Genomic DNA, 17,242 nt, shown 5'->3' on the forward strand with positions numbered 1-17,242 from the left:
CGCCGGGCAGTATTTCAAGCTTTGATTGCGGTTTTGCGACTGCGGCGCTTCAGCACGCCGCGCCGGCATGCCAAGTGATCAGCGCGCCGAAAGCGGCTTCTTCACCGCCTTGAGCAGCGCGCGCTGGATGACCTCGTTGCCGGCGACGAGCGAACCCGCCTCGAGCATATCCTGGCCTCCATCCATGTCGGAGACGAAGCCACCGGCCTCGCGGATCAGCAGCAGGCCGGCGGCAATGTCCCAGGCCGAAAGGCCGGTTTCCCAAAAGCCGTCCATGCGGCCGGCGGCGACATAAGCGAGATCGAGCGCGGCGGAACCCAGGCGGCGCACGCCCGAGACCTCGGCCATCACATTGCGCAACTCGACGAGGAAATTGCCGTGCTGGCCGCGGCCGAGATGCGGCACGCCGCAGCCGATGACGCAGTCGGTGAGCTTGCTGCGGCCGGCAACGCGCAGCCGGCGATCGTTCATGAAGGCGCCGCCGCCGCGCTCGGCGGTGTAGAGCTCATCCATTGCCGGATTGTAGATGACAGCGGCGACCAACTGGCCCTGTCGCTCCAGCGCGATCGAGATGGAAAAGATCGGAATGCCGTGCAGGAAATTGGTGGTGCCGTCGAGCGGGTCGACGATCCAACGGTGCTGGTCGTCGTCCCCTGCGATCATGCCGCGCTCTTCCATCAGGAAGGCATAGCCCGGCCGTGCCTTCGACAGTTCGGCAAACAGGATGTCCTCGGCCTTGCGGTCGGCTTGGCTGACATAGTCGCCCGGTCCCTTCATCGACACCTGCAGGTTCTGCACCTCGCCGAAGTCGCGCGACAGCGAGCGGCCGGCCTTCATGGCGGCCTGGACCATGACATTGAGAAGTGCGGAGCGTGCCATCGTATCTGTTCCTGCCTACGTGTCAGTCTGCGCGGCGCATGTAGGTGAGTTCGTTGGTGTCGACGACGATGCGTTCGCCGGCGCCGATGAATGGCGGCACCAGCACGCGGATGCCGTTTTCCAGGACCGCCGGCTTGTACGAGGACGCGGCCGTCTGGCCCTTCACCACCGGGTCGGCCTCGGTGATGGTCAGCGTCACCTGGTCGGGCAGCGAAATGCCGATCGGCCTGTCCTCATAGAGCTGGACCGTCACCATCATGCCGTCCTGCAGGAAGGCGGCGCGGTCGCCGACGAAATCCTTCGCCAGCTCGAGCTGCTCGTAGCTCTGCGTGTCCATGAACACCAGTGCGTCGTCCTGGGCGTAGAGGAAGGAAAAATCCTTCAGGTCGAGCCGGATCTGCTCGACGGTCTCGGCCGAGCGGAAGCGCTCGTTGAGCTTGGTGCCGTTGATCAGGTTCTTCAGTTCGACCTGGTTGTAGGCACCGCCCTTGCCGGGCTTGACGGTGTTGGTCCTGACCGCCACCCAAAGGCCGCCATCGTGCTCGATGACATAGCCGGGACGGATTTCGTTGCCATTGATCTTGGCCATGATGAGATTGATCCGGGATGCTACCAACGGCTTGGCCGTTGGTATGGGGATGGTCGCTGGACAAGCGATTTCGGGCCCCCAAGACCACAAATCGGCAGGAGAGGCAAGGGATGCCAGATCGCCCGACAAGGGCCGGTAGCCTCAAACCTGGGCTGCAATGACTTTGCCGACGGCCTCGACTATGGCATCCGCAGCCTCAGTCAGCCGGTTGAGATGAGGCGAACGAAGTGCGGCGACCTGCAAGGAAAGGTCGACATCTTCCGTGTTGACCAGCATGAGGCCGTCGGGAAGTCCGCGCCTTGCAAGACGCAACGGCACTAGCCCAAGGCCGTGCCCCCGACGGACCCATTCCATCTGCAAGGCCGGATCCTGTATCTCCGCCGCGATCTCGAAATAACGCCTTCCGCCGACCAGAACGGACATGAGTTTCTGGCGCGCGTCGCAAGGGGCCGGACTAAGCACCCACGGCATGGGTGTCCGGCCACCGTCTTCCGGATCAGGGACGGTGGACGCAGCTATGACGCCAAGACGTTCAGTGCCAAGCGCTTCCGGACCTGGCTTATCCGACGATCGCAGAACAATCGTCACATCGAGCTCGCCGCGTTCGAATTGATCGATCAGTTCGGCGCTCCAGCCGGTCTTGAGCCGTAGCGACACTTTCGGGAACGCCGCCGCGGCGTTGGCGATGGCCCCGGCGATGTCGCGGTCCGAGAGGCCATGGGCGAGACCCAGGCGGAACAGTCCTTCCGGCTCGGTCTTTCCGGCGAAGGATTTCAGCGCTTCTACGGAAGCGATGATATCGCGGCCGCGCGCCAGCACTTCCAGCCCCGTCGGCGTCAGTCGCGGCGGCTTTTGCCGGCGGTCGAGCAGCGTCGTGCCAAGCATGTCCTCCAGCCGCTGGATTTGCCGGGTCACAGCCGGCTGCGTCAGCGGCAGGCGCCGGGCGACCTTCTGGATCGAGCCCTCCTCGGCAAACAGGGCGAGCGTGCGCAATTCCTCAAGCATAACTAGAACGATGTTTTGCAAGCATAATCATTCTGAACATTATGAATTTGAAATCCACCGCCTGGCAAGCGATTTTCCTTTCAAACGGAAGGACAATGACAATGAAGGCAATCGAACTGCAGAAGCCGGGCGGCATCGACAATCTCAAGATGGTCGAACGACCAACGCCGGAACCCGGCCGTCAGGAGATGATCGTCCGCGTCAAGGCGACGGCGCTCAACTACCGCGATGTCGAGATCGCGCGCGGCAGCTATCACACGACATTCCCCTTGCCGCTGGTGCCGCTTTCCGACGGCGTCGGCGAGGTCGTTGCGGTTGGCTCCGAGGTCAGCCGCTTCAAGGTCGGCGACCGGGTCTGCGGCACGTTCTGGCAGCGATGGGTCGGCGGCAGCTTCGCCATGGCCGAACCCTCATACCAGCGCGGTGGCCCCATCGACGGTTTGCTGAGCGAATTCGCCCGGCTGGACGAACAGGCAGCTGTCATCGCGCCGGCGCATCTCAGCGACGTAGAGGCGGCGACGTTACCCTGCGCCGCGGTCACCGCTTGGCATGCCTTGTTTACGGAAGGCAACCTCAAGCCGGGCGAGACCGTGCTCAGCCTCGGCACGGGCGGCGTATCGCTGTTTGCCATGCAGTTCGCGAAGGCGGCCGGCGCGCGGGTCGTCGTTACGTCGAGTAGCGATGAGAAACTTGTCCGAGCCAAAGAGCTCGGCGCGCATCACGGCATCAACTACCGCGACAATCCGGACTGGTCGTCGGCCGTGCTGGCGCTGACCGATGGCCGTGGCGCGGACCACATCATCGAAGTCGGTGGTCCCCAGAGTTTCGCGCATTCGCTCAAGGCGTCGGCGCGTGGCGCCCAGATCAATGTCATCGGCTATCTCGGCGGCAGCGAAGGGGTGATTAATCCGCTCGACATCTTCCGCCGCCAGGTGAAAGCACGCGGCATACCGGTCGGCTCGCGCGAGTCCTTCGAAGCGATGAACCGGGCGCTCGCCGTCAATCGGCTGCGGCCGGTGATCGACCGGGTCTTCCCATGGGCAGAGGCAGCGCAGGCCTTTCGCCATCTCGAACACGGCTCTCCCTTCGGCAAGGTCGTGCTGGATCATACACAGTGACGTTGCGTGTCAGAGCAGGCGGTTGGCCTTCTGCAAGGCTTGCTTTGTCTGGTCGTCGGTCAGCCCTTGCAGGAAATCGTCCATCTCCGGATCGATAAGGCCGGCGCGGCGGGCGACCACATACCAGGCCCCAGCCAGGATCAGGTCGGGGTCGGTGCCGATGCCGCCCATATAGAGCTTTGCCAACCGGTTCTGGGCAGCGACATTGCCGCCTTCAGCTGCCTGCTTCATCCAGTTGAAGCCGGATTTCAGGTCGCGAACACCGCCCCGGCCCTCGATCATCCAGGCGGCAAGATCGATCTGAGCGGTGTCGTAGTTCTGCCTGGCAGCCTGTGCCAGCAAGCTGCGCGCCTTTGCATCGTCTCGCGTCTTGCCGCCGACGCCATTGGCATAGATCTGCGCCATCGCATACTGGGCGTCGGCAAGCCCTGTCGCCGCGGCACGCTCATAATAGGGCACAGCCCGGGCGATGCCGGCATCGCCAGGATCCTGCTGCACGAGCAATTGCGCGAAGTTGAACTGCGCCAGCCGGTTGCCGGCCTCGGCGGCGGCCTGCATCAGCGCATAGGCTCCCTTCTCGTCCTTCTTGACGTAGCGGCCGTCGAGCAGCATCAGCGCATACTGGAACTGCGATTCAGGAATCCCCTGCTCGGCGGCCTGCGCATACCATTTGGCGGCTTCCGCTGGGTTGAGCGGCACGCCCAACCCGCGCGATAGGATCTCGGCCACCAGCGTTTGCGCCGCCGGGTCGCCATTCTGAGCCCGCACCAACGCCAGATTGTAGGCCGTCTTGTAAAGGCCGCGCTGGAAAGCGCCATAGGCGGGGTCCGCCGGCTTGGCGCCGAAACGCTCTGGGTTGATGGCGTCGGCCGACGGCAGCGGCGCGGTGGTCGCGGGCTGGGGCAGCGGGGTGTCGATCGGCTTGTCGATATGGACGCCGGAATCGGTGGCACCGGCTTTTGGGGCACCCGCATCGGGGGCGACCGCATCCGGCACGCTGAGGGCGGGCGGGCTGGTGTCCGGCCTCGGCTGCGGCAGCGGAACGGTCTCCGCCGCGACCGCTGCCCCGCTCATCAAGGCTGCGACGAGAATCGCGAGAGGAAGTCCAGGTCGGCGCACGTCAGCCCTCGAAGCGCGGCGCGGTTTGGTCGAGCAGCGCATTGGCGGCAGCAATCGCCGCCTTCGGATCGGCGCCTTCGGCGAAGACAGCGCTTGAGACGGCCACGAACTCGGCGCCAGTGGCGGCCACCGCTTCTACCGAAGCGATGGCGGAACCGGCCATGACGACGCAAGGGATCTCAATCACGTCCGCCCACCATTGCCCAAGCGACAGGTTGCGCGGATGCGGTTCCGGCTTGTTGTCGTAGCCGAAGCGGCCGAAGAAGATGTAGTCGGGCCTGGTTTCGCCGAGTTCCAGCGCGTCGTCGCGCGTCTTGGCGCCACCGGCGCCGACCATCATCTTGCCCTGGAAGTGTTCGATGGTCTCGGCGAGCGCGTCCTTGGAAACCTCGACATGAATGCCGTCGGCCTGGACACGGCCGGCAATGCGGGTATCGCCGGCGATGATGACGGCGATGCCGGCCGCTTGCGCCGCCGGTACGATCTGTTCTGCAAAGGCCTGGAAGGCAGCCTCGTCCATGCCGTTCTCAGGCAGGATCAGCGAAGCGATATCACCGCCGTCGAAGGCAGCCGCAATGCGCTGCGCCGGAGCGTCATTGGGCGCGATCAGCACGATGCGGCAGCGGTTGGGGGGTGTTGCGTCGTTCATTGGCTTCGATCCCGGGTTTCGCCTATGCCGGGCGAAGATGGTTGCATTGCGGCATAGAACAAAGCGCCCGCTTTGAACAGGCGGGCGGGGATCGATGCGATGGCTTTGGTTTACGATCGCCGGCGAGCCGACGCTCTGCGGCTCATTTGACGGCTTGCGGGCTTTCGGCCGGCGATTTGGCCCTCCACAAAGTCCAGCCGAGATTCATGCCAGCGGCGGCGATCAGGATGGCGGCTGCGCCGACGAGCTGGGCCGGATGCAGCCGGTGGCCGAAAGCCATGACATCGACCAGGATCGCAACGACAGGATAGATGAAGGACAGCGACCCCTGCAGATGCGTCGGCAGTTTCTGGATGGCGGCGTACATCAATATGTACACCAGGCCCGTGTGAACGACGCCAAGCGTGGCCAGCATGGCCCAGCTCCAGGCATCGGCGGGCAAATGCGAGAGGTTGGCGAAGGGCGCCAGCATGACGACGCCGACGCAGACCTGGATCAGCGCGATCAGATGCGGCGGGGTGCCCTTGAGCTTCTTGGCGACGATTGCCGCGACAGCCCAGAAGAAGGCCGCTCCGAGCGCCATGATGATGCCGATGACATAATCTGTGCCGGTTATGCCGGAACCGACACCCGCATCGGGCCCTGTCTGCACGATCAGCAGCATGCCGGCGAAGGCGATGCCGAGCCAGGTCAGCTTGGCCAAGGTCAGCCGCTCGCCGAAGAACAGCGCGCCGAAGCCGACCAGCATGAAGGGCTGCGTGTTGTAGACCGCCGTGGCAATCGAGATCGAGGCGCGGGAGAAGGCGCTGAACAGCAACAGCCAGTTGATGACAATGGCCGCGCCGCCAAGAGCGGCGATGGCAACAATGCGCAGCGTCAGCCTGCCGCGCAGCAGCCCGAGTGCCGCGCAGGTGATCAGCAGCGCCACCGCGCCGAAGGCGCAGCGCCAGAACACCACGTCCATGACGGGCTGGCCCGACATGACGACAAACCAGCCGATCGTGCCGACGATCGTCATCGCCGCCGTCATCTCGATCGTGCCGCGTACCGTGTTGTCCATGACAATACCTCTATCTGTTGAGGCCATAATCTCATGCCGTCTTGAGGGTTTATATGCCCTATGAAAGGTGATAAGGGGACAACACCTTATTTAATAAGGCGCGCGCTGCCCTTTTGCGAGGAGATGAAAATGCTGGACGAGTTGGACAGAAAGCTTCTCGACATCCTGATCCTGGATTCGCGGACTTCGTTGAAGGATCTGGCGCAGCAGGTCGGGCTGTCGTCGCCGAGCGTCTCGGAACGGCTGCGGCGGCTCGAGGAACGCGGCGTCATCCGCGCCTTCACCATCGAGATCGACCCGGAGGCGCTGGGGTTTCCGCTGCAGGCGATCGTGCGGGTGCGGCCACTGCCGGGCAAGCTGCATATCGTCCAGAAGCTGATCGAGGAGATCCCGGAATTCGGCGAATGCGACAAGGTCACCGGCGACGACTGTTTCGTGGCCCGGCTCTACGTGCGCTCCATCGGCGAGCTCGACAAGCTTCTCGACCGCATCGCCGACAAGGCGGAGACCAGCACCGCCATCATCAAGGCGCAGCCGATCCGGCGCCGTCCGCCGCCACTGAATTAAGCTCCAGCTTGTAGCCGATGTGGCTAGCCTTGAAGCCGAGCCGGTCATAGAAGCGATGCGCGTCCTGGCGGCTCTTGTTGGTGGTCAGCTGGACAATCTTGCAGCCGCGTTCACGGCACTGTTCGATCGCCCATTCCAGCAGACGCTGTCCCAGCCGTTCGCCGCGGCGGTCTGCGACGACGCGCACAGCCTCGATCTGGCCGCGCAAGGCGCCCTGCAGCGACAGCCCGGCGAGATAGCTGATCTGCAACGTGCCGATGACGCGGCCGCTATCCGTCATCACGGCAAGAAACTGGTTGGGGTCGGCGTCGATGGCGGCAAAGGCGTCGCGATAGGCCTTGGCGAGTGGTTCGGTCGCATCCTCGCGGCTGCGGCCAAGCGGATCGTCGGCGAGCATGACTACGATGGCAGACAGGTCGGCCGCTTCGGCGCGGCGGATGTGGGGTTCGCTCATTGTCAAAAACCTGGGGGTCAAAAACCTGGGGCCAAAACCTGATGCAGCGGGGACGGCGCCCTTATGCATCGGCGACGATCTTGCCGCAAATCCGGAACCGTCGCTTTACGCACAGTTGATCGACACGGCCGGCATTTTCCCGGTCGCGGCGCAAGGGTTTCTGGGCTATTGCAGGGCAACCGTCTTCCCTCCAGCTTTTCCAGTTCATGTCAGGTCTGCTCGCCGATCCGTGGTTTTATGCCGCCGCCATTCCGGCGGTGATACTTGTCGGGCTGTCGAAAGGCGGCTTCGGCGGCGCTGTCGGCTTCGTTGGCGTGCCTTTGATGGCGCTGGCCATGCCGCCGGTGCAGGCGGCGGCCATCCTGCTGCCGATCCTGTGCCTGATGGACATCGTTTCGGTGTGGACGTGGTGGGGCGTCTACGACAGAAAGATGCTGGTCGACATGATGCCGGGCGCGGTGATCGGCATTGGGCTCGGCTGGCTGACGGCAGCGCTCGTAACCGAAGAGATGGTGCGGCTGATCGTCGGCGCTGTCGCGCTGATCTTCGTGCTGCGCTGGCTCTATCTCCAGTTCCGCCACGGTTCCGACCATGCGGCGGCGGCCAACCGCATCGCCGCCGCCTTCTGGGGCACCGTCGCCGGCTTCACCAGCTTCGTCGCCCATGTCGGCGGGCCCCCCTTCCAGGTCTATGCGCTGCCGATCCGGCTCGATCCGAAGGTGCTGTCGGGGACATCGGCGATCTTCTTTGCCGCCACCAACGCGCTGAAGCTGATCCCCTACTTCGCGCTTGGCCAGTTCGACACCGCCAACCTGACGGCGTCGGCCGTGCTGATGCCGCTGGCGCCGCTGGCCACCATCGCCGGCGCCTGGCTGGTGCGGCGCATGCGGCCGGAGATTTTTTATCCCTTCACCTACGCGACCGTGGCCGTGGTCGCGGTCAAGCTGCTTTGGGACGGAATCGCCGGCCTGTTCTAAATGCCGCTCAGGCGGCTGCCGGTTTGGTTCGCCGGGCGCTCGCAAAGGTCAGCGATGCACCACCCATGACCACGACCGCCATTGCGCCGAGAGTGGCGATGTCGTGCGCGGTCGGCTTCAGCACCATGTCGGCGACGACGACGATCATGATGACGAAATCGAACTTGACGATCCGTATCATGCGGCGCCCAAACGCTATGGCAGCCGGGGTCATGCCGTCTGCGGCAAGCATTGTGGCAAGCTTTTCGAACGAAGGCTTCAGCACGAGGATACCGGTCAGAAACGCGGCGGCGTAGCCGCAAAGGCCGATGACGACCCAAAGGTCGGAGAAGCCGGTCCATAGCGAAGTCAGCACCAGGCCAGAAGCCAGGGTCGCGACGGACGCCGGCACGAACAGACGCAAGCCGAGTTTGTCCGTCGTTCTCAGCATGACCATCAGCGTCTCGTCGTCGCCGGCGCGATCGGCGAGTATCGAAACCAGCAGCATGGCGAAACCGCCGCCGAGCCAGAGGATCGCTGCCATGACATGCAGGAATTTGAAGAGAGAATACCAGTCCATTGCCGCTCCTTGTGCATCGTTCCGGGGGTAAACGCTGCTTTCGCGCGTCTGCTTCCGAAGGAGGGCGGATTATCTCCGTACATGTATCCAGAAGATGCCGCGTGGGTGCCGGCTTGTTGCGGTGGCGCCGTCGCCGGATTTTACCGCAGCCCGCACAATACCCGGCATTTGCCGGATGGACGCCGTGTCGGCATTGGCTGGTTTCGCGGCATGATCCTGAAACCTGCGGGGACTAAGCCGCTCGCGACCGACGCTCCATTTTGGCCGCGCGCGGTCGGACCAAGTCTGCAACAACCATCGAGGGTATCCCATGCAAGGCGTAGCACGAAATTTCTTCACCCTGGCCGTCATCTATTCCCTGTGCGGCATGGCGCTCGGCCTGCATATGGCGATCTCCAATGACCATGGGCAGATGCCGACCCACGCGCACACCATGGTGGCGGGCTGGCTGATGTCGGCGGTGTTTGCCTTCTTCTACCACCTGTTTCCAGCGGTCGGGCAAAAGACGATTGCCGTCGTGCATTTCTGGCTGACGGCAATCTGCGGCATCGCACTGATGATCGGGCTTTACTTTGAACTTGCCGGCCATCCGGAGATCGAGCCGGTGCTGGCTTCCTCCTCGATGAGGTTTTATGCGGCAATGCTGCTGTTCGCCTTCATTTCCTTGCCGGCTGTGTGGAAGAAGGCATGAACAAGCTGACGATCAGGCTTCGGGGGCCGTTGTGCTGATACGGCACAGAAGGGCAGCGGTCGATCAAGAAATATCCGCGCCGTTAAGGGTTCATTAAGCTTTACAGGTGTTTACTATGTCCATCCAGTGATCTGGATTCTTACCGAGTGGTTGGAGCCACTTCGTTTGACGCCTCCCTGTTAAACTCCTGAGAGCCGCCTTATCCGCGGCTCTTTTTTTTGTCTGCTTTTGGTCCGCTTGGCGCCCCTGCGCAGGCGTTAACCGTTTGTTAAACATGTGCTTGCCTTCGCCGGCGGCGAAGCGCATTTTCAAGCTTCAGTCATCTAGGGTGCCGGCGTGACGGCGATGAAGCCGAATCAGCCGACGGGGCAGTGCAGGGGCGTATCGATGAACGAGCCTTCGAAGGGCAGCGCGAAAACCATCAAGCTGGCGGAACGCCGGGTTTTCTCCCAATCCTTCAAACCGCTCTACCAGGAAGGCATGGGCCTGGTTGAGCAAGCAGCGGAATATCTCGACGGCAAGGGCCGGGCCGAGGCCAAGAAGCTGTCCAGACTGGCGGCGACGCTCTATGCGGCCGAATCGATGCGGCTGACCACAAGGCTGATGCAGGTCGCCTCCTGGCTGCTTTTGCAGCGGGCGGCAAATTCCGGCGAGATGACCCGCGACCAGGTCGCCTCGGAAAAATCCAAGGTGCGTCTCGACACCGCCTCGGCGCATGACGAAGCGGTCGGCTGGGGCGAACTGCCGAAGGATTTCCTCGACCTCGTCACCCGCTCGCTGCGCCTGCAGGCGCTGGTGCGCCGCATGGACGAAGAGATCTATGGCGGCGCGTTTGCCGAGACGCCGGTAACAGGCCGCCGCGCCAATCCGGTTTCCGACCAGATCACGCTGCTGAATACGGCTTTCGCTCGAGGTTAAACGCTTCCCGTTTCCGGTTTGTTCACATTTCCCTGACATCGCTGTGCGCCGGAGGTAGACTTCGCGCATGAGGGAAGCGATTCGCATTATCGGTATCGATCCGGGGCTGAGGCGCACCGGATGGGGCATCGTCGAGAGCCTCGGCAACTCGCTGCGCTTTATCAGTTCCGGCACTGTACGCTCCGACGACAAGGCGGCGCTGGCGACACGGCTCTGCCAATTGCATGACGGGCTGGCCGAGATCCTGCATGCGGCCATGCCGCAGGAAGCGGCCGTCGAGCAAACCTTCGTCAACAAGGATGCGGTGGCGACACTGAAGCTCGGCCAGGCGCGCGGCATAGCCATGCTGGTGCCGGCGCTCGCCGGCCTTGTCGTCGCCGAATATGCCCCCAATGCCGTCAAAAAGGCGGTGATCGGCGTTGGCCATGGCGACAAGAAGCAAATCCACATGATGGTCAAGGTGCTGTTGCCGAAAGCCGTTTTCGACACCGAACACGCCGCCGACGCGCTAGCTATCGCCATCTGCCACGCGCATCACCGGCAAAGCGTCGCCTACAGGATGGCGCTGGCATGAGGGATCACGCATGATCGGCAAATTGAAAGGCACGCTGGACGAGATCGACGAGGATTTCTGCCTCGTCGATGTGCACGGCGTCGGCTATGTCGCCTATTGCTCGGCGCGCACGCTGGCCGCGCTGCCTTCGCCCGGCGAGGCGGTGGTGCTGTTCATCGAGACCTATGTGCGCGAGGACATGATCCGGCTCTACGGTTTCCAATCGGTGCTTGAGCGCGAATGGTTCCGGCTGTTGATGAGCAATGTGCAAGGCGTCGGCGCCAAGGTGGCGCTGGCCATCCTGTCGACGCTGGCGCCGGCCGACCTCGCCAATGCGATCGCGCTGCGCGACATCGCCATGGTCAGCCGCGCGCCCGGCGTCGGCAAGAAGGTGGCCGAGCGCATCGTCACCGAATTGAAGAACAAGGCGCCGGCCTATGCCGGAACCGCCTCCGGCGCCATCGGCCTGAAGCAGGAACTCGGGGAAGGCGTGGCGCCGGCGCCCATCACCGACGCCGTCTCGGCGCTGGTCAATCTCGGCTATTCGCGCGACACCGCAGCCAATGCTGTCGCGGCGGCGCTGAAGACGGCCGGCGAGGACGCCGATGCCTCGAAGCTCATTCGTTTCGGGCTGAAGGAACTGGCGCGGTGAGTGATTGCTTGTCCGGTCCTTTGCCCTGTGCGAGGAAGGCCGCATGAGCCTTTCACCCCGCCTCATTGCCCCGGAAAAGCGCGGCGAGGATGCTGAGCAGACCTTGAGGCCGCAGACGCTCGCCGATTTCGTCGGCCAGGCCGCGGTGCGGGCCAATCTCAAGGTCTTCATCGAGGCCGCCAAGGGCCGCAGCGAGGCGCTTGACCATGTGCTGTTCGTCGGGCCGCCGGGGCTTGGCAAGACAACGCTGGCGCAGATCATGGCGCGCGAGCTCGGCGTCAATTTCCGCTCGACCTCCGGTCCGGTGATCGCCAAGGCCGGCGATCTCGCCGCACTTCTCACCAATCTCGAAGACCGCGATGTGCTGTTCATCGACGAGATCCACCGGCTCAATCCGGCAGTCGAGGAGATCCTTTACCCGGCGATGGAGGATTTCCAGCTCGACCTGATCATCGGCGAAGGTCCGGCGGCACGCTCGGTCAAGATCGATCTTGCCCGCTTCACGCTCGTTGCCGCCACCACCAGGCTCGGCCTTTTGACCAACCCGCTGCGTGATCGCTTCGGCATTCCGGTGCGGCTCAATTTCTATTCTGTCGAGGAACTGGAGCAGATCGTGCGGCGCGGCGCCCGCATCCTGCAAATGCCGCTTGGCGACGATGGCGCGCTGGAGATCGCACGTCGCGCCCGCGGCACGCCGCGCATCGCCGGCCGGCTGCTGCGCCGGGTGCGCGACTTCGCCTCCGTTGCCGGCGACGGTCACGTCGACAAGCAGGTTGCCGACGAAGCCCTGACGCGGCTGGAGGTCGACGCGCTCGGCCTCGACGCGCTCGACCGCCGCTATCTCTCGATGATCGCGCGCAATTTCGGTGGTGGGCCGGTCGGCATCGAAACCATCGCCGCCGGCCTGTCCGAGCCGCGCGACGCCATCGAGGACATTATCGAGCCCTATCTGATCCAGCAGGGTTTCATCCAACGCACGCCACGCGGCCGCGTGCTGACCGCCAATGCCTGGCGCCATCTCGGCCTCGACGCACCGAAGGATCTGGCGCAGCAGCAGATCAACCTGTTCCAGGAAGAGTAACGGAGATTTGTCCTCCGGAACGGGCTGTCTGCGCAGAATTTCCTCAAGCCTGCCAGCGTGAAGGCGCATTCCTGGATGCTATCGGGCGTCGTAGTGTCGGCGCGAACTGCTCCGAACAAGCGTCGGAGCCAGAAAAGTGATCACCAGACGCGGGTTCCTGAAATTCGCCGGAGGTTCGTTCCTCTCGCTAGCTTCGCTCAGTGCCTATGCGGTCGGCATCGAGCCGATGCTGTTGACGCATGTGAAGCGCTACCGGCTGACGCCGCCGCATTGGCCTGCAGATCTCAAGCTGCGCGTCGTAGCACTTGCCGATATTCACGCCTGCCGTCCCTGGATGACGCCTGAGCGGATCGCTTCGCTCGTCGAAGATGCGAACGTGCTGAAGCCCGATCTGATCGTACTGCTCGGCGACTATTTCTCAGGCATGTCCCTGGTGACGAACCGGGTGGAGGCCCATGAATGGGCGCCGGCCTTGTCAGGACTGAAGGCGCCGCTTGGTGTGCTGTCGATCCTCGGCAATCACGACTGGTGGCACGATCCTTTCGCGCAGCAGGCCGGAGCGGGGCCGACTGTGGCGCGCAAGGCATTGGAGGAAGCCAGCATCTCGGTTCTGGAGAACGACGCCGTGCGCCTGCAAAAGGACGGATACGGCTTCTGGATCGCCGGACTCGCCGACCAGCTGGCCCTGTTACCGAACAAGGCCGCAGGCCGCGACAAATTTGAAGGCCTCGACGATCTCGACGGCACGCTGGCCAAGATCACCGACCAGGCACCGATCATCCTGCTTGCGCATGAGCCTGACATTTTCCCGAAAGTGCCGTGGCGGGTTTCGCTGACGCTGTCGGGCCACACACATGGCGGGCAGGTCAGGCTGTTCGGCTATTCACCGGTGGTGCCGTCCCGCTTCGGCAACCGCTTTGCCTATGGCCATGTCGTCGAGAATGACCGCAATTTGATCGTGTCAGGCGGGCTCGGCTTCAGCATCGCGCCGGTGCGCTTTGGCATGCGGCCGGAGATCCTGCAGATCGACCTCGGTTAGGGCATGCCGGTATTCAGGTGATGCCGGCCTGCAAATGAGGTGTTCCTGCGCTTCCGGTAGTCACGGACCAAAGTCCGCTCCCTTCCGGTTCTCGGAACCCCTCATTTCCGACTCGGCCTGACCTGAAATCTCGACATGCCCTAGGCTAATGGAGCGAGCGGATTGCATCCATCACGGCGGGTTCGGCCTTTTCGCCGTTGAAGGCATCGACGATGCCGAAGGCGCCGCCAAAACTCCACACCGACCATGAGAAGCCATGCGCCTCGGCGCGCGCGATCATGTCCTTGACATAGGCGGCGCGGTATTTGGGCGGCATCACATAGGGGTTGCCATACTCCTGGCGGATCATGCCGAACTCGCCCAGCGTGATGTTTTCCGGCTTGATGGCGTTGGCCTTCGCCCAGGCCTCGACCTTTTCGAACGGCGCATCCATGACGCCGAGCAGCTTTTCGTCCGTGTCCATGCTGGCGGCTTGTTCATCGAGATAGGCGAGCAGGGCGTTCCGTCTGGTCCATGGCGCCTCGGCTTTTATCTTGGCGCGGATCGCATCCAGCGTCGCATCGAGCTCGGCGCGCGGCACCGCGGTCAGCGGATAGGGCAGCCCGGTAACATAAAGAATGAAATCGCCGGCCCAGGTCGCGCCCTGATGCGTCAGCAGGAACGGGTCGTAGGAGTGGAAGGTCCAGATGAGGTTGTCGTCGGGGATCGACTTTGGGTCGATCCTGACCAGCGAAGCCGCATTGGAATAACAGGCGCCGGTCAGGATCAGCGTCAGCCTGGTGGCCGAGGCGCGCGCGGCCGCGAACAGCTTTTGCTGACGCTCCGGCCACAGGCTGGTGCCATCGCTGTCGCAGTCGACGATAGGCTCGTTCATCGGCTCGAAAGCGACCTGCGCCGGGTCCTCAGTGGCAAGCGTGCGCGCCATTTTGCGGACGACCTCGACATAGGCGTCGAAGGTTGCGGGATCGTCCATCACCTGGCCCATGCCGATCTCGCGGCCGCCGCCGGCCGGGATCAGGTGCATGTCGACGATCACTTTCAGACCGGCCCGGTTGATCATGCGCGCCGAGTCCCGCACGCTGGCATAAAGGTCGTCACGCAGCGCCAGTGTCTGATCCGACATAAACGGCGAGGGATCGACCGGCATGCGCAGAAAGTCGAAACCGGCGGCCTTCAGCGCCTTGAGGTCATCCTCGTTGAGGAACTTGCGCCATTCCGGATAGGGCAGGATGGCTTGTCGGTCGTTCCATTTGTCTTCCCCGACCCAGGTCGTCCACTGGTCGAGGTTGAGGCCGCGCTTCATCGAAAAGCTCGCGGCCTGACCGGGAAGCGCAGACGCCGCCAGCACCAGCAGCGCTGCCATCACGGTCTTGATCATCGCCGTCAACAGTGCCATCCGGTTTGCTGCGCTGGTGATTTTGGCAAGACAGGTGCCCCGCCGGGGGCAAAAAGGAAAGCGCGATGGACGATCATGGTGAATCGGCGGCGCTTGCTGCCGGGCTTTCCGGAGCCTTGACGGAATTCGGCCATCGGCTGATGGCGCGGGTCTACTATGCCGACNCAGACGTGTGCTCTTCCGATCTACGGCGAACGGATCGTCTGGGTGGTGCGGCGGATGGAGATAGATTTCCGCTCGCCTGCCCGCATGGACGACATCCTGACCATCGACACATCAACGCAGGATATTTCCGGCGCCCGCATCGTCATGGCGCAGCAATTGAAACGCGGGACAGAGGTTCTGGTCGAAGCAAAGGTCGAGGCGGCGATCATCGGCGAGAACGGCCGGCCGAAGCGCTTTCCGAAAGAATGGATCGCGGCCTTTCTACCAGGAGCAAGCTGATATCCAGGCCTGCCGGCCGGCAACGAGCGGCCAATCGGCAGCGCATTCGATTGTGGATGGATGGCCCGCGTCGTGCCTTGGCGCGGCAATGCGCCGCGCCATATTTCCTAACCCATCCTTAACCATAACGGTTCATGAAGAGATCGGTGAAGATTGGAAGAATCCGCGCGCCTTCCTTTCACCAATATTTGCCCTGAAAAGGCCGCCAACGGTGCATTTTGGGGTTAATCCGGAAGCCAAGCGCGAACGGACCACAAGGGATGCCCATGGGCCAGCCGCCAGCGATGCCCGGAAAATCTTAAGGACTGAAGCATGGAAACTACCGCACTCGCCGATCCGGCAGCGCAATTGTCGATTTGGGCGCTGTTCACACAGGCCAGCTGGGTGGTCAAGCTGGTCATGATCGGTCTGCTCTGCGCCTCGGTCTGGACCTGGGCGATCATCGTCGACAAGCTGGTCAGCTATGCCCGCATGCGTCTGTCGCTCAATCGCTTCGAACAGGTGTTCTGGTCGGGGCAGTCGCTGGAAGAGCTCTATCGCACGCTTGCCGACCGCAAGACCACGGGCATGGGTGCGATCTTCGTTGCGGCCATGCGCGAATGGAAGAAGAGCTTCGAGAAGGGGGCCAAATCGCCGCTCGGCCTGCAGACCCGCATCGACAAGGCGATGGACCTGGCGTTGACGCGCGAGATGGAGAAGCTGGAGGGCCGTCTCGGCTTTCTCGCCACCACCGGTTCGGCTGCACCCTTCATCGGCCTGTTCGGCACCGTCATCGGCATCATGACCTCGTTCCAGGCGATTGCCGGTTCGAAGAACACCAGTCTCGCGGTTGTTGCACCCGGCATTGCCGAAGCGCTGCTGGCGACGGCCATCGGTCTTCTCGCCGCCATACCGGCGGTTATCGCCTACAACAAGCTGTCATCCGACGCGAACAAGATCGCGGTGCGGATGGAAGGGTTCTCGGATGAGTTCTCCGCCATACTCTCGCGCCAAATCGATGAAAAAGTAGCGCCTAAGGGCTGAGGTAAGAAGATGGGTATGTCGGTTGGCATGGCAGGACGCGGCGGGCGCGGACACAGGCGGCGCGGCCGCCACCATGCATTGATGTCGGAAATCAACGTCACGCCGATGGTCGACGTGATGCTGGTGCTCTTGATTATCTTCATGGTCGCCGCACCTATGTTGACGGTCGGAGTGCCGGTCGACCTGCCGGAGACGAAGGCCAAGGCTATGAACGCCGACACCCAGCCGATCACCGTTTCGATCGACGCGGCCGGCAAGATTTTCCTGCAGGAGACCGAAATCCCAAGGGAAGAGCTGGTCGCCAAACTGCAGGCGATTTCCAAGACCGGCTACGAAGAGCGCATCTTCATCCGCGGCGACAAGGCGACCAACTATGGCGCCGCGATGGAGGTCATGGCCCTCATCCAGGCCGCCGGCTACAAGAATATCGGCCTGATTTCACTGCAGCAACAGGATCAGTAGACGCACG

The 17,242-nt window shown here is 63.2% G+C and carries 20 protein-coding genes and 1 pseudogene; 12 read left to right on the forward strand and 9 right to left on the reverse strand.

Annotated elements, in window-relative coordinates:
- Positions 1 to 78: 78 nt before the first annotated feature.
- The 3 genes from X771_RS145960 to X771_RS1000000165935 form a co-directional block, all read right to left on the reverse strand.
- A complete protein-coding gene (locus X771_RS145960) occupies positions 79 to 879 on the reverse strand; it encodes an inositol monophosphatase family protein (protein ID WP_023684166.1) in 801 nt (266 codons plus the stop codon).
- Positions 880 to 901: 22 nt separating this feature from the next.
- Positions 902 to 1,468 carry an elongation factor P gene (efp, locus tag X771_RS145955; protein WP_023668757.1) on the reverse strand — a complete coding sequence of 189 codons (567 nt, stop codon included), beginning with the start codon at positions 1,466 to 1,468 and terminating at the stop codon, positions 902 to 904.
- Positions 1,469 to 1,609: 141 nt separating this feature from the next.
- Entirely contained in the window at positions 1,610 to 2,494 is an 885-nt protein-coding gene (locus tag X771_RS1000000165935) for a LysR family transcriptional regulator (protein ID WP_156936012.1), read from the reverse strand.
- An 80-nt stretch (positions 2,495 to 2,574) separates the two neighbouring features.
- Here X771_RS1000000165935 and X771_RS145950 point away from each other — a divergent pair, with 80 nt between their 5' ends.
- Entirely contained in the window at positions 2,575 to 3,591 is a 1,017-nt protein-coding gene (locus X771_RS145950; RefSeq protein ID WP_023688949.1) for an NAD(P)-dependent alcohol dehydrogenase, read from the forward strand.
- Positions 3,592 to 3,600: 9 nt separating this feature from the next.
- Here the strand turns inward: X771_RS145950 and X771_RS145945 are convergent, their stop codons facing one another.
- The 3 genes from X771_RS145945 to X771_RS145935 all read right to left on the reverse strand — a co-directional run bounded on the left by X771_RS145945 (position 3,601) and on the right by X771_RS145935 (position 6,419).
- The gene (locus X771_RS145945) at positions 3,601 to 4,665 is read right to left on the reverse strand and encodes a tetratricopeptide repeat protein (protein WP_198025840.1); all 1,065 of its coding nucleotides are present in this window, start codon (positions 4,663 to 4,665) and stop codon (positions 3,601 to 3,603) included.
- A gap of 46 nt (positions 4,666 to 4,711) precedes the next feature.
- Positions 4,712 to 5,359, reverse strand: a complete 648-nt coding sequence (locus X771_RS145940; protein WP_023688951.1) for a thiamine phosphate synthase — start codon at positions 5,357 to 5,359, stop codon at positions 4,712 to 4,714.
- A 142-nt stretch (positions 5,360 to 5,501) separates the two neighbouring features.
- Positions 5,502 to 6,419 carry a DMT family transporter gene (locus X771_RS145935; protein ID WP_023688952.1) on the reverse strand — a complete coding sequence of 306 codons (918 nt, stop codon included), beginning with the start codon at positions 6,417 to 6,419 and terminating at the stop codon, positions 5,502 to 5,504.
- 129 nt (positions 6,420 to 6,548) lie between these two features.
- Between X771_RS145935 and X771_RS0134390 the strand changes: the two genes are divergently transcribed.
- A complete protein-coding gene (locus X771_RS0134390) occupies positions 6,549 to 6,986 on the forward strand; it encodes an Lrp/AsnC family transcriptional regulator (protein WP_023704892.1) in 438 nt (145 codons plus the stop codon).
- On the opposite strand, the gene X771_RS145930 is transcribed toward X771_RS0134390, so the two are convergent.
- Entirely contained in the window at positions 6,943 to 7,440 is a 498-nt protein-coding gene (locus X771_RS145930; protein WP_023684173.1) for a GNAT family N-acetyltransferase, read from the reverse strand. The two genes, X771_RS0134390 and X771_RS145930, sit on opposite strands and share 44 nt — an antisense overlap.
- Before the next feature lie 206 nt (positions 7,441 to 7,646).
- On the opposite strand from X771_RS145930, the gene X771_RS145925 reads away from it, so the two are divergent.
- Positions 7,647 to 8,417, forward strand: a complete 771-nt coding sequence (locus tag X771_RS145925; RefSeq protein WP_023688953.1) for a sulfite exporter TauE/SafE family protein — start codon at positions 7,647 to 7,649, stop codon at positions 8,415 to 8,417.
- A 7-nt stretch (positions 8,418 to 8,424) separates the two neighbouring features.
- Here the strand turns inward: X771_RS145925 and X771_RS145920 are convergent, their stop codons facing one another.
- Positions 8,425 to 8,976: a DUF2269 family protein gene (locus X771_RS145920; RefSeq protein WP_023688954.1), complete on the reverse strand. Its 552-nt coding sequence runs from the start codon at positions 8,974 to 8,976 to the stop codon at positions 8,425 to 8,427.
- Between the two features lie 310 nt (positions 8,977 to 9,286).
- Between X771_RS145920 and X771_RS145915 the strand changes: the two genes are divergently transcribed.
- The 6 genes from X771_RS145915 to X771_RS145890 all read left to right on the forward strand — a co-directional run bounded on the left by X771_RS145915 (position 9,287) and on the right by X771_RS145890 (position 13,910).
- On the forward strand, positions 9,287 to 9,667 hold the full coding sequence (locus X771_RS145915) for a hypothetical protein (RefSeq protein WP_023688955.1): 381 nt from the start codon (positions 9,287 to 9,289) through the stop codon (positions 9,665 to 9,667).
- 387 nt (positions 9,668 to 10,054) lie between these two features.
- The gene (locus X771_RS145910; RefSeq protein WP_023688956.1) at positions 10,055 to 10,585 is read left to right on the forward strand and encodes a DUF1465 family protein; all 531 of its coding nucleotides are present in this window, start codon (positions 10,055 to 10,057) and stop codon (positions 10,583 to 10,585) included.
- A gap of 67 nt (positions 10,586 to 10,652) precedes the next feature.
- Positions 10,653 to 11,159 (forward strand): crossover junction endodeoxyribonuclease RuvC, encoded by a 507-nt coding sequence (ruvC, locus tag X771_RS145905; protein WP_023688957.1) that lies wholly within the window; start codon positions 10,653 to 10,655, stop codon positions 11,157 to 11,159.
- A 10-nt stretch (positions 11,160 to 11,169) separates the two neighbouring features.
- Entirely contained in the window at positions 11,170 to 11,790 is a 621-nt protein-coding gene (gene ruvA / locus X771_RS145900; RefSeq protein ID WP_023684176.1) for a Holliday junction branch migration protein RuvA, read from the forward strand.
- A 43-nt stretch (positions 11,791 to 11,833) separates the two neighbouring features.
- Positions 11,834 to 12,871, forward strand: coding sequence for a Holliday junction branch migration DNA helicase RuvB (gene ruvB, locus X771_RS145895; RefSeq protein WP_023688958.1), 1,038 nt, complete (start codon positions 11,834 to 11,836; stop codon positions 12,869 to 12,871).
- A 136-nt stretch (positions 12,872 to 13,007) separates the two neighbouring features.
- Complete coding sequence (locus X771_RS145890; protein ID WP_023688959.1) at positions 13,008 to 13,910, forward strand: metallophosphoesterase; 903 nt, start codon at positions 13,008 to 13,010, stop codon at positions 13,908 to 13,910.
- Between the two features lie 145 nt (positions 13,911 to 14,055).
- Here the strand turns inward: X771_RS145890 and X771_RS145885 are convergent, their stop codons facing one another.
- Positions 14,056 to 15,306 (reverse strand): cellulase family glycosylhydrolase, encoded by a 1,251-nt coding sequence (locus X771_RS145885; protein WP_023688960.1) that lies wholly within the window; start codon positions 15,304 to 15,306, stop codon positions 14,056 to 14,058.
- 65 nt (positions 15,307 to 15,371) lie between these two features.
- Between X771_RS145885 and X771_RS01000000165150 the strand changes: the two are divergent.
- The 3 genes and pseudogenes from X771_RS01000000165150 to tolR all read left to right on the forward strand — a co-directional run bounded on the left by X771_RS01000000165150 (position 15,372) and on the right by tolR (position 17,235).
- Positions 15,372 to 15,750 (forward strand): annotated as a pseudogene (locus X771_RS01000000165150) (thioesterase family protein).
- Between the two features lie 312 nt (positions 15,751 to 16,062).
- On the forward strand, positions 16,063 to 16,773 hold the full coding sequence (gene tolQ, locus X771_RS145880; protein ID WP_023673844.1) for a protein TolQ: 711 nt from the start codon (positions 16,063 to 16,065) through the stop codon (positions 16,771 to 16,773).
- A 9-nt stretch (positions 16,774 to 16,782) separates the two neighbouring features.
- Positions 16,783 to 17,235, forward strand: coding sequence for a protein TolR (gene tolR, locus X771_RS145875; protein ID WP_023673843.1), 453 nt, complete (start codon positions 16,783 to 16,785; stop codon positions 17,233 to 17,235).
- The last annotated feature ends 7 nt before the right edge of the window (positions 17,236 to 17,242 follow it).

It is taken from the genome of Mesorhizobium sp. LSJC269B00 (assembly GCF_000502815.1).
In the GTDB taxonomy this organism is placed as follows: domain Bacteria; phylum Pseudomonadota; class Alphaproteobacteria; order Rhizobiales; family Rhizobiaceae; genus Mesorhizobium.

Excerpts from the sequence above, each read along its gene's own strand:
- X771_RS145960 (WP_023684166.1), bottom strand. The coding sequence starts at position 879 with ATGGCACGCTCCGCACTTCTCAATGTCATGGTCCAGGCCGCCATGAAG.
- efp (WP_023668757.1), bottom strand. The coding sequence starts at position 1,468 with ATGGCCAAGATCAATGGCAACGAAATCCGTCCCGGCTATGTCATCGAG.
- X771_RS145950 (WP_023688949.1), top strand. The coding sequence starts at position 2,575 with ATGAAGGCAATCGAACTGCAGAAGCCGGGCGGCATCGACAATCTCAAG.
- X771_RS145945 (WP_198025840.1), bottom strand. The coding sequence starts at position 4,665 with ATGAGCGGGGCAGCGGTCGCGGCGGAGACCGTTCCGCTGCCGCAGCCG.
- X771_RS145940 (WP_023688951.1), bottom strand. The coding sequence starts at position 5,359 with ATGAACGACGCAACACCCCCCAACCGCTGCCGCATCGTGCTGATCGCG.
- X771_RS145935 (WP_023688952.1), bottom strand. The coding sequence starts at position 6,419 with ATGGACAACACGGTACGCGGCACGATCGAGATGACGGCGGCGATGACG.
- X771_RS0134390 (WP_023704892.1), top strand. The coding sequence starts at position 6,549 with ATGCTGGACGAGTTGGACAGAAAGCTTCTCGACATCCTGATCCTGGAT.
- X771_RS145930 (WP_023684173.1), bottom strand. The coding sequence starts at position 7,440 with ATGAGCGAACCCCACATCCGCCGCGCCGAAGCGGCCGACCTGTCTGCC.
- X771_RS145925 (WP_023688953.1), top strand. The coding sequence starts at position 7,647 with ATGTCAGGTCTGCTCGCCGATCCGTGGTTTTATGCCGCCGCCATTCCG.
- X771_RS145920 (WP_023688954.1), bottom strand. The coding sequence starts at position 8,976 with ATGGACTGGTATTCTCTCTTCAAATTCCTGCATGTCATGGCAGCGATC.
- X771_RS145915 (WP_023688955.1), top strand. The coding sequence starts at position 9,287 with ATGCAAGGCGTAGCACGAAATTTCTTCACCCTGGCCGTCATCTATTCC.
- X771_RS145910 (WP_023688956.1), top strand. The coding sequence starts at position 10,055 with ATGAACGAGCCTTCGAAGGGCAGCGCGAAAACCATCAAGCTGGCGGAA.
- ruvC (WP_023688957.1), top strand. The coding sequence starts at position 10,653 with ATGAGGGAAGCGATTCGCATTATCGGTATCGATCCGGGGCTGAGGCGC.
- ruvA (WP_023684176.1), top strand. The coding sequence starts at position 11,170 with ATGATCGGCAAATTGAAAGGCACGCTGGACGAGATCGACGAGGATTTC.
- ruvB (WP_023688958.1), top strand. The coding sequence starts at position 11,834 with ATGAGCCTTTCACCCCGCCTCATTGCCCCGGAAAAGCGCGGCGAGGAT.
- X771_RS145885 (WP_023688960.1), bottom strand. The coding sequence starts at position 15,306 with ATGGCACTGTTGACGGCGATGATCAAGACCGTGATGGCAGCGCTGCTG.
- tolQ (WP_023673844.1), top strand. The coding sequence starts at position 16,063 with ATGGAAACTACCGCACTCGCCGATCCGGCAGCGCAATTGTCGATTTGG.
- tolR (WP_023673843.1), top strand. The coding sequence starts at position 16,783 with ATGGGTATGTCGGTTGGCATGGCAGGACGCGGCGGGCGCGGACACAGG.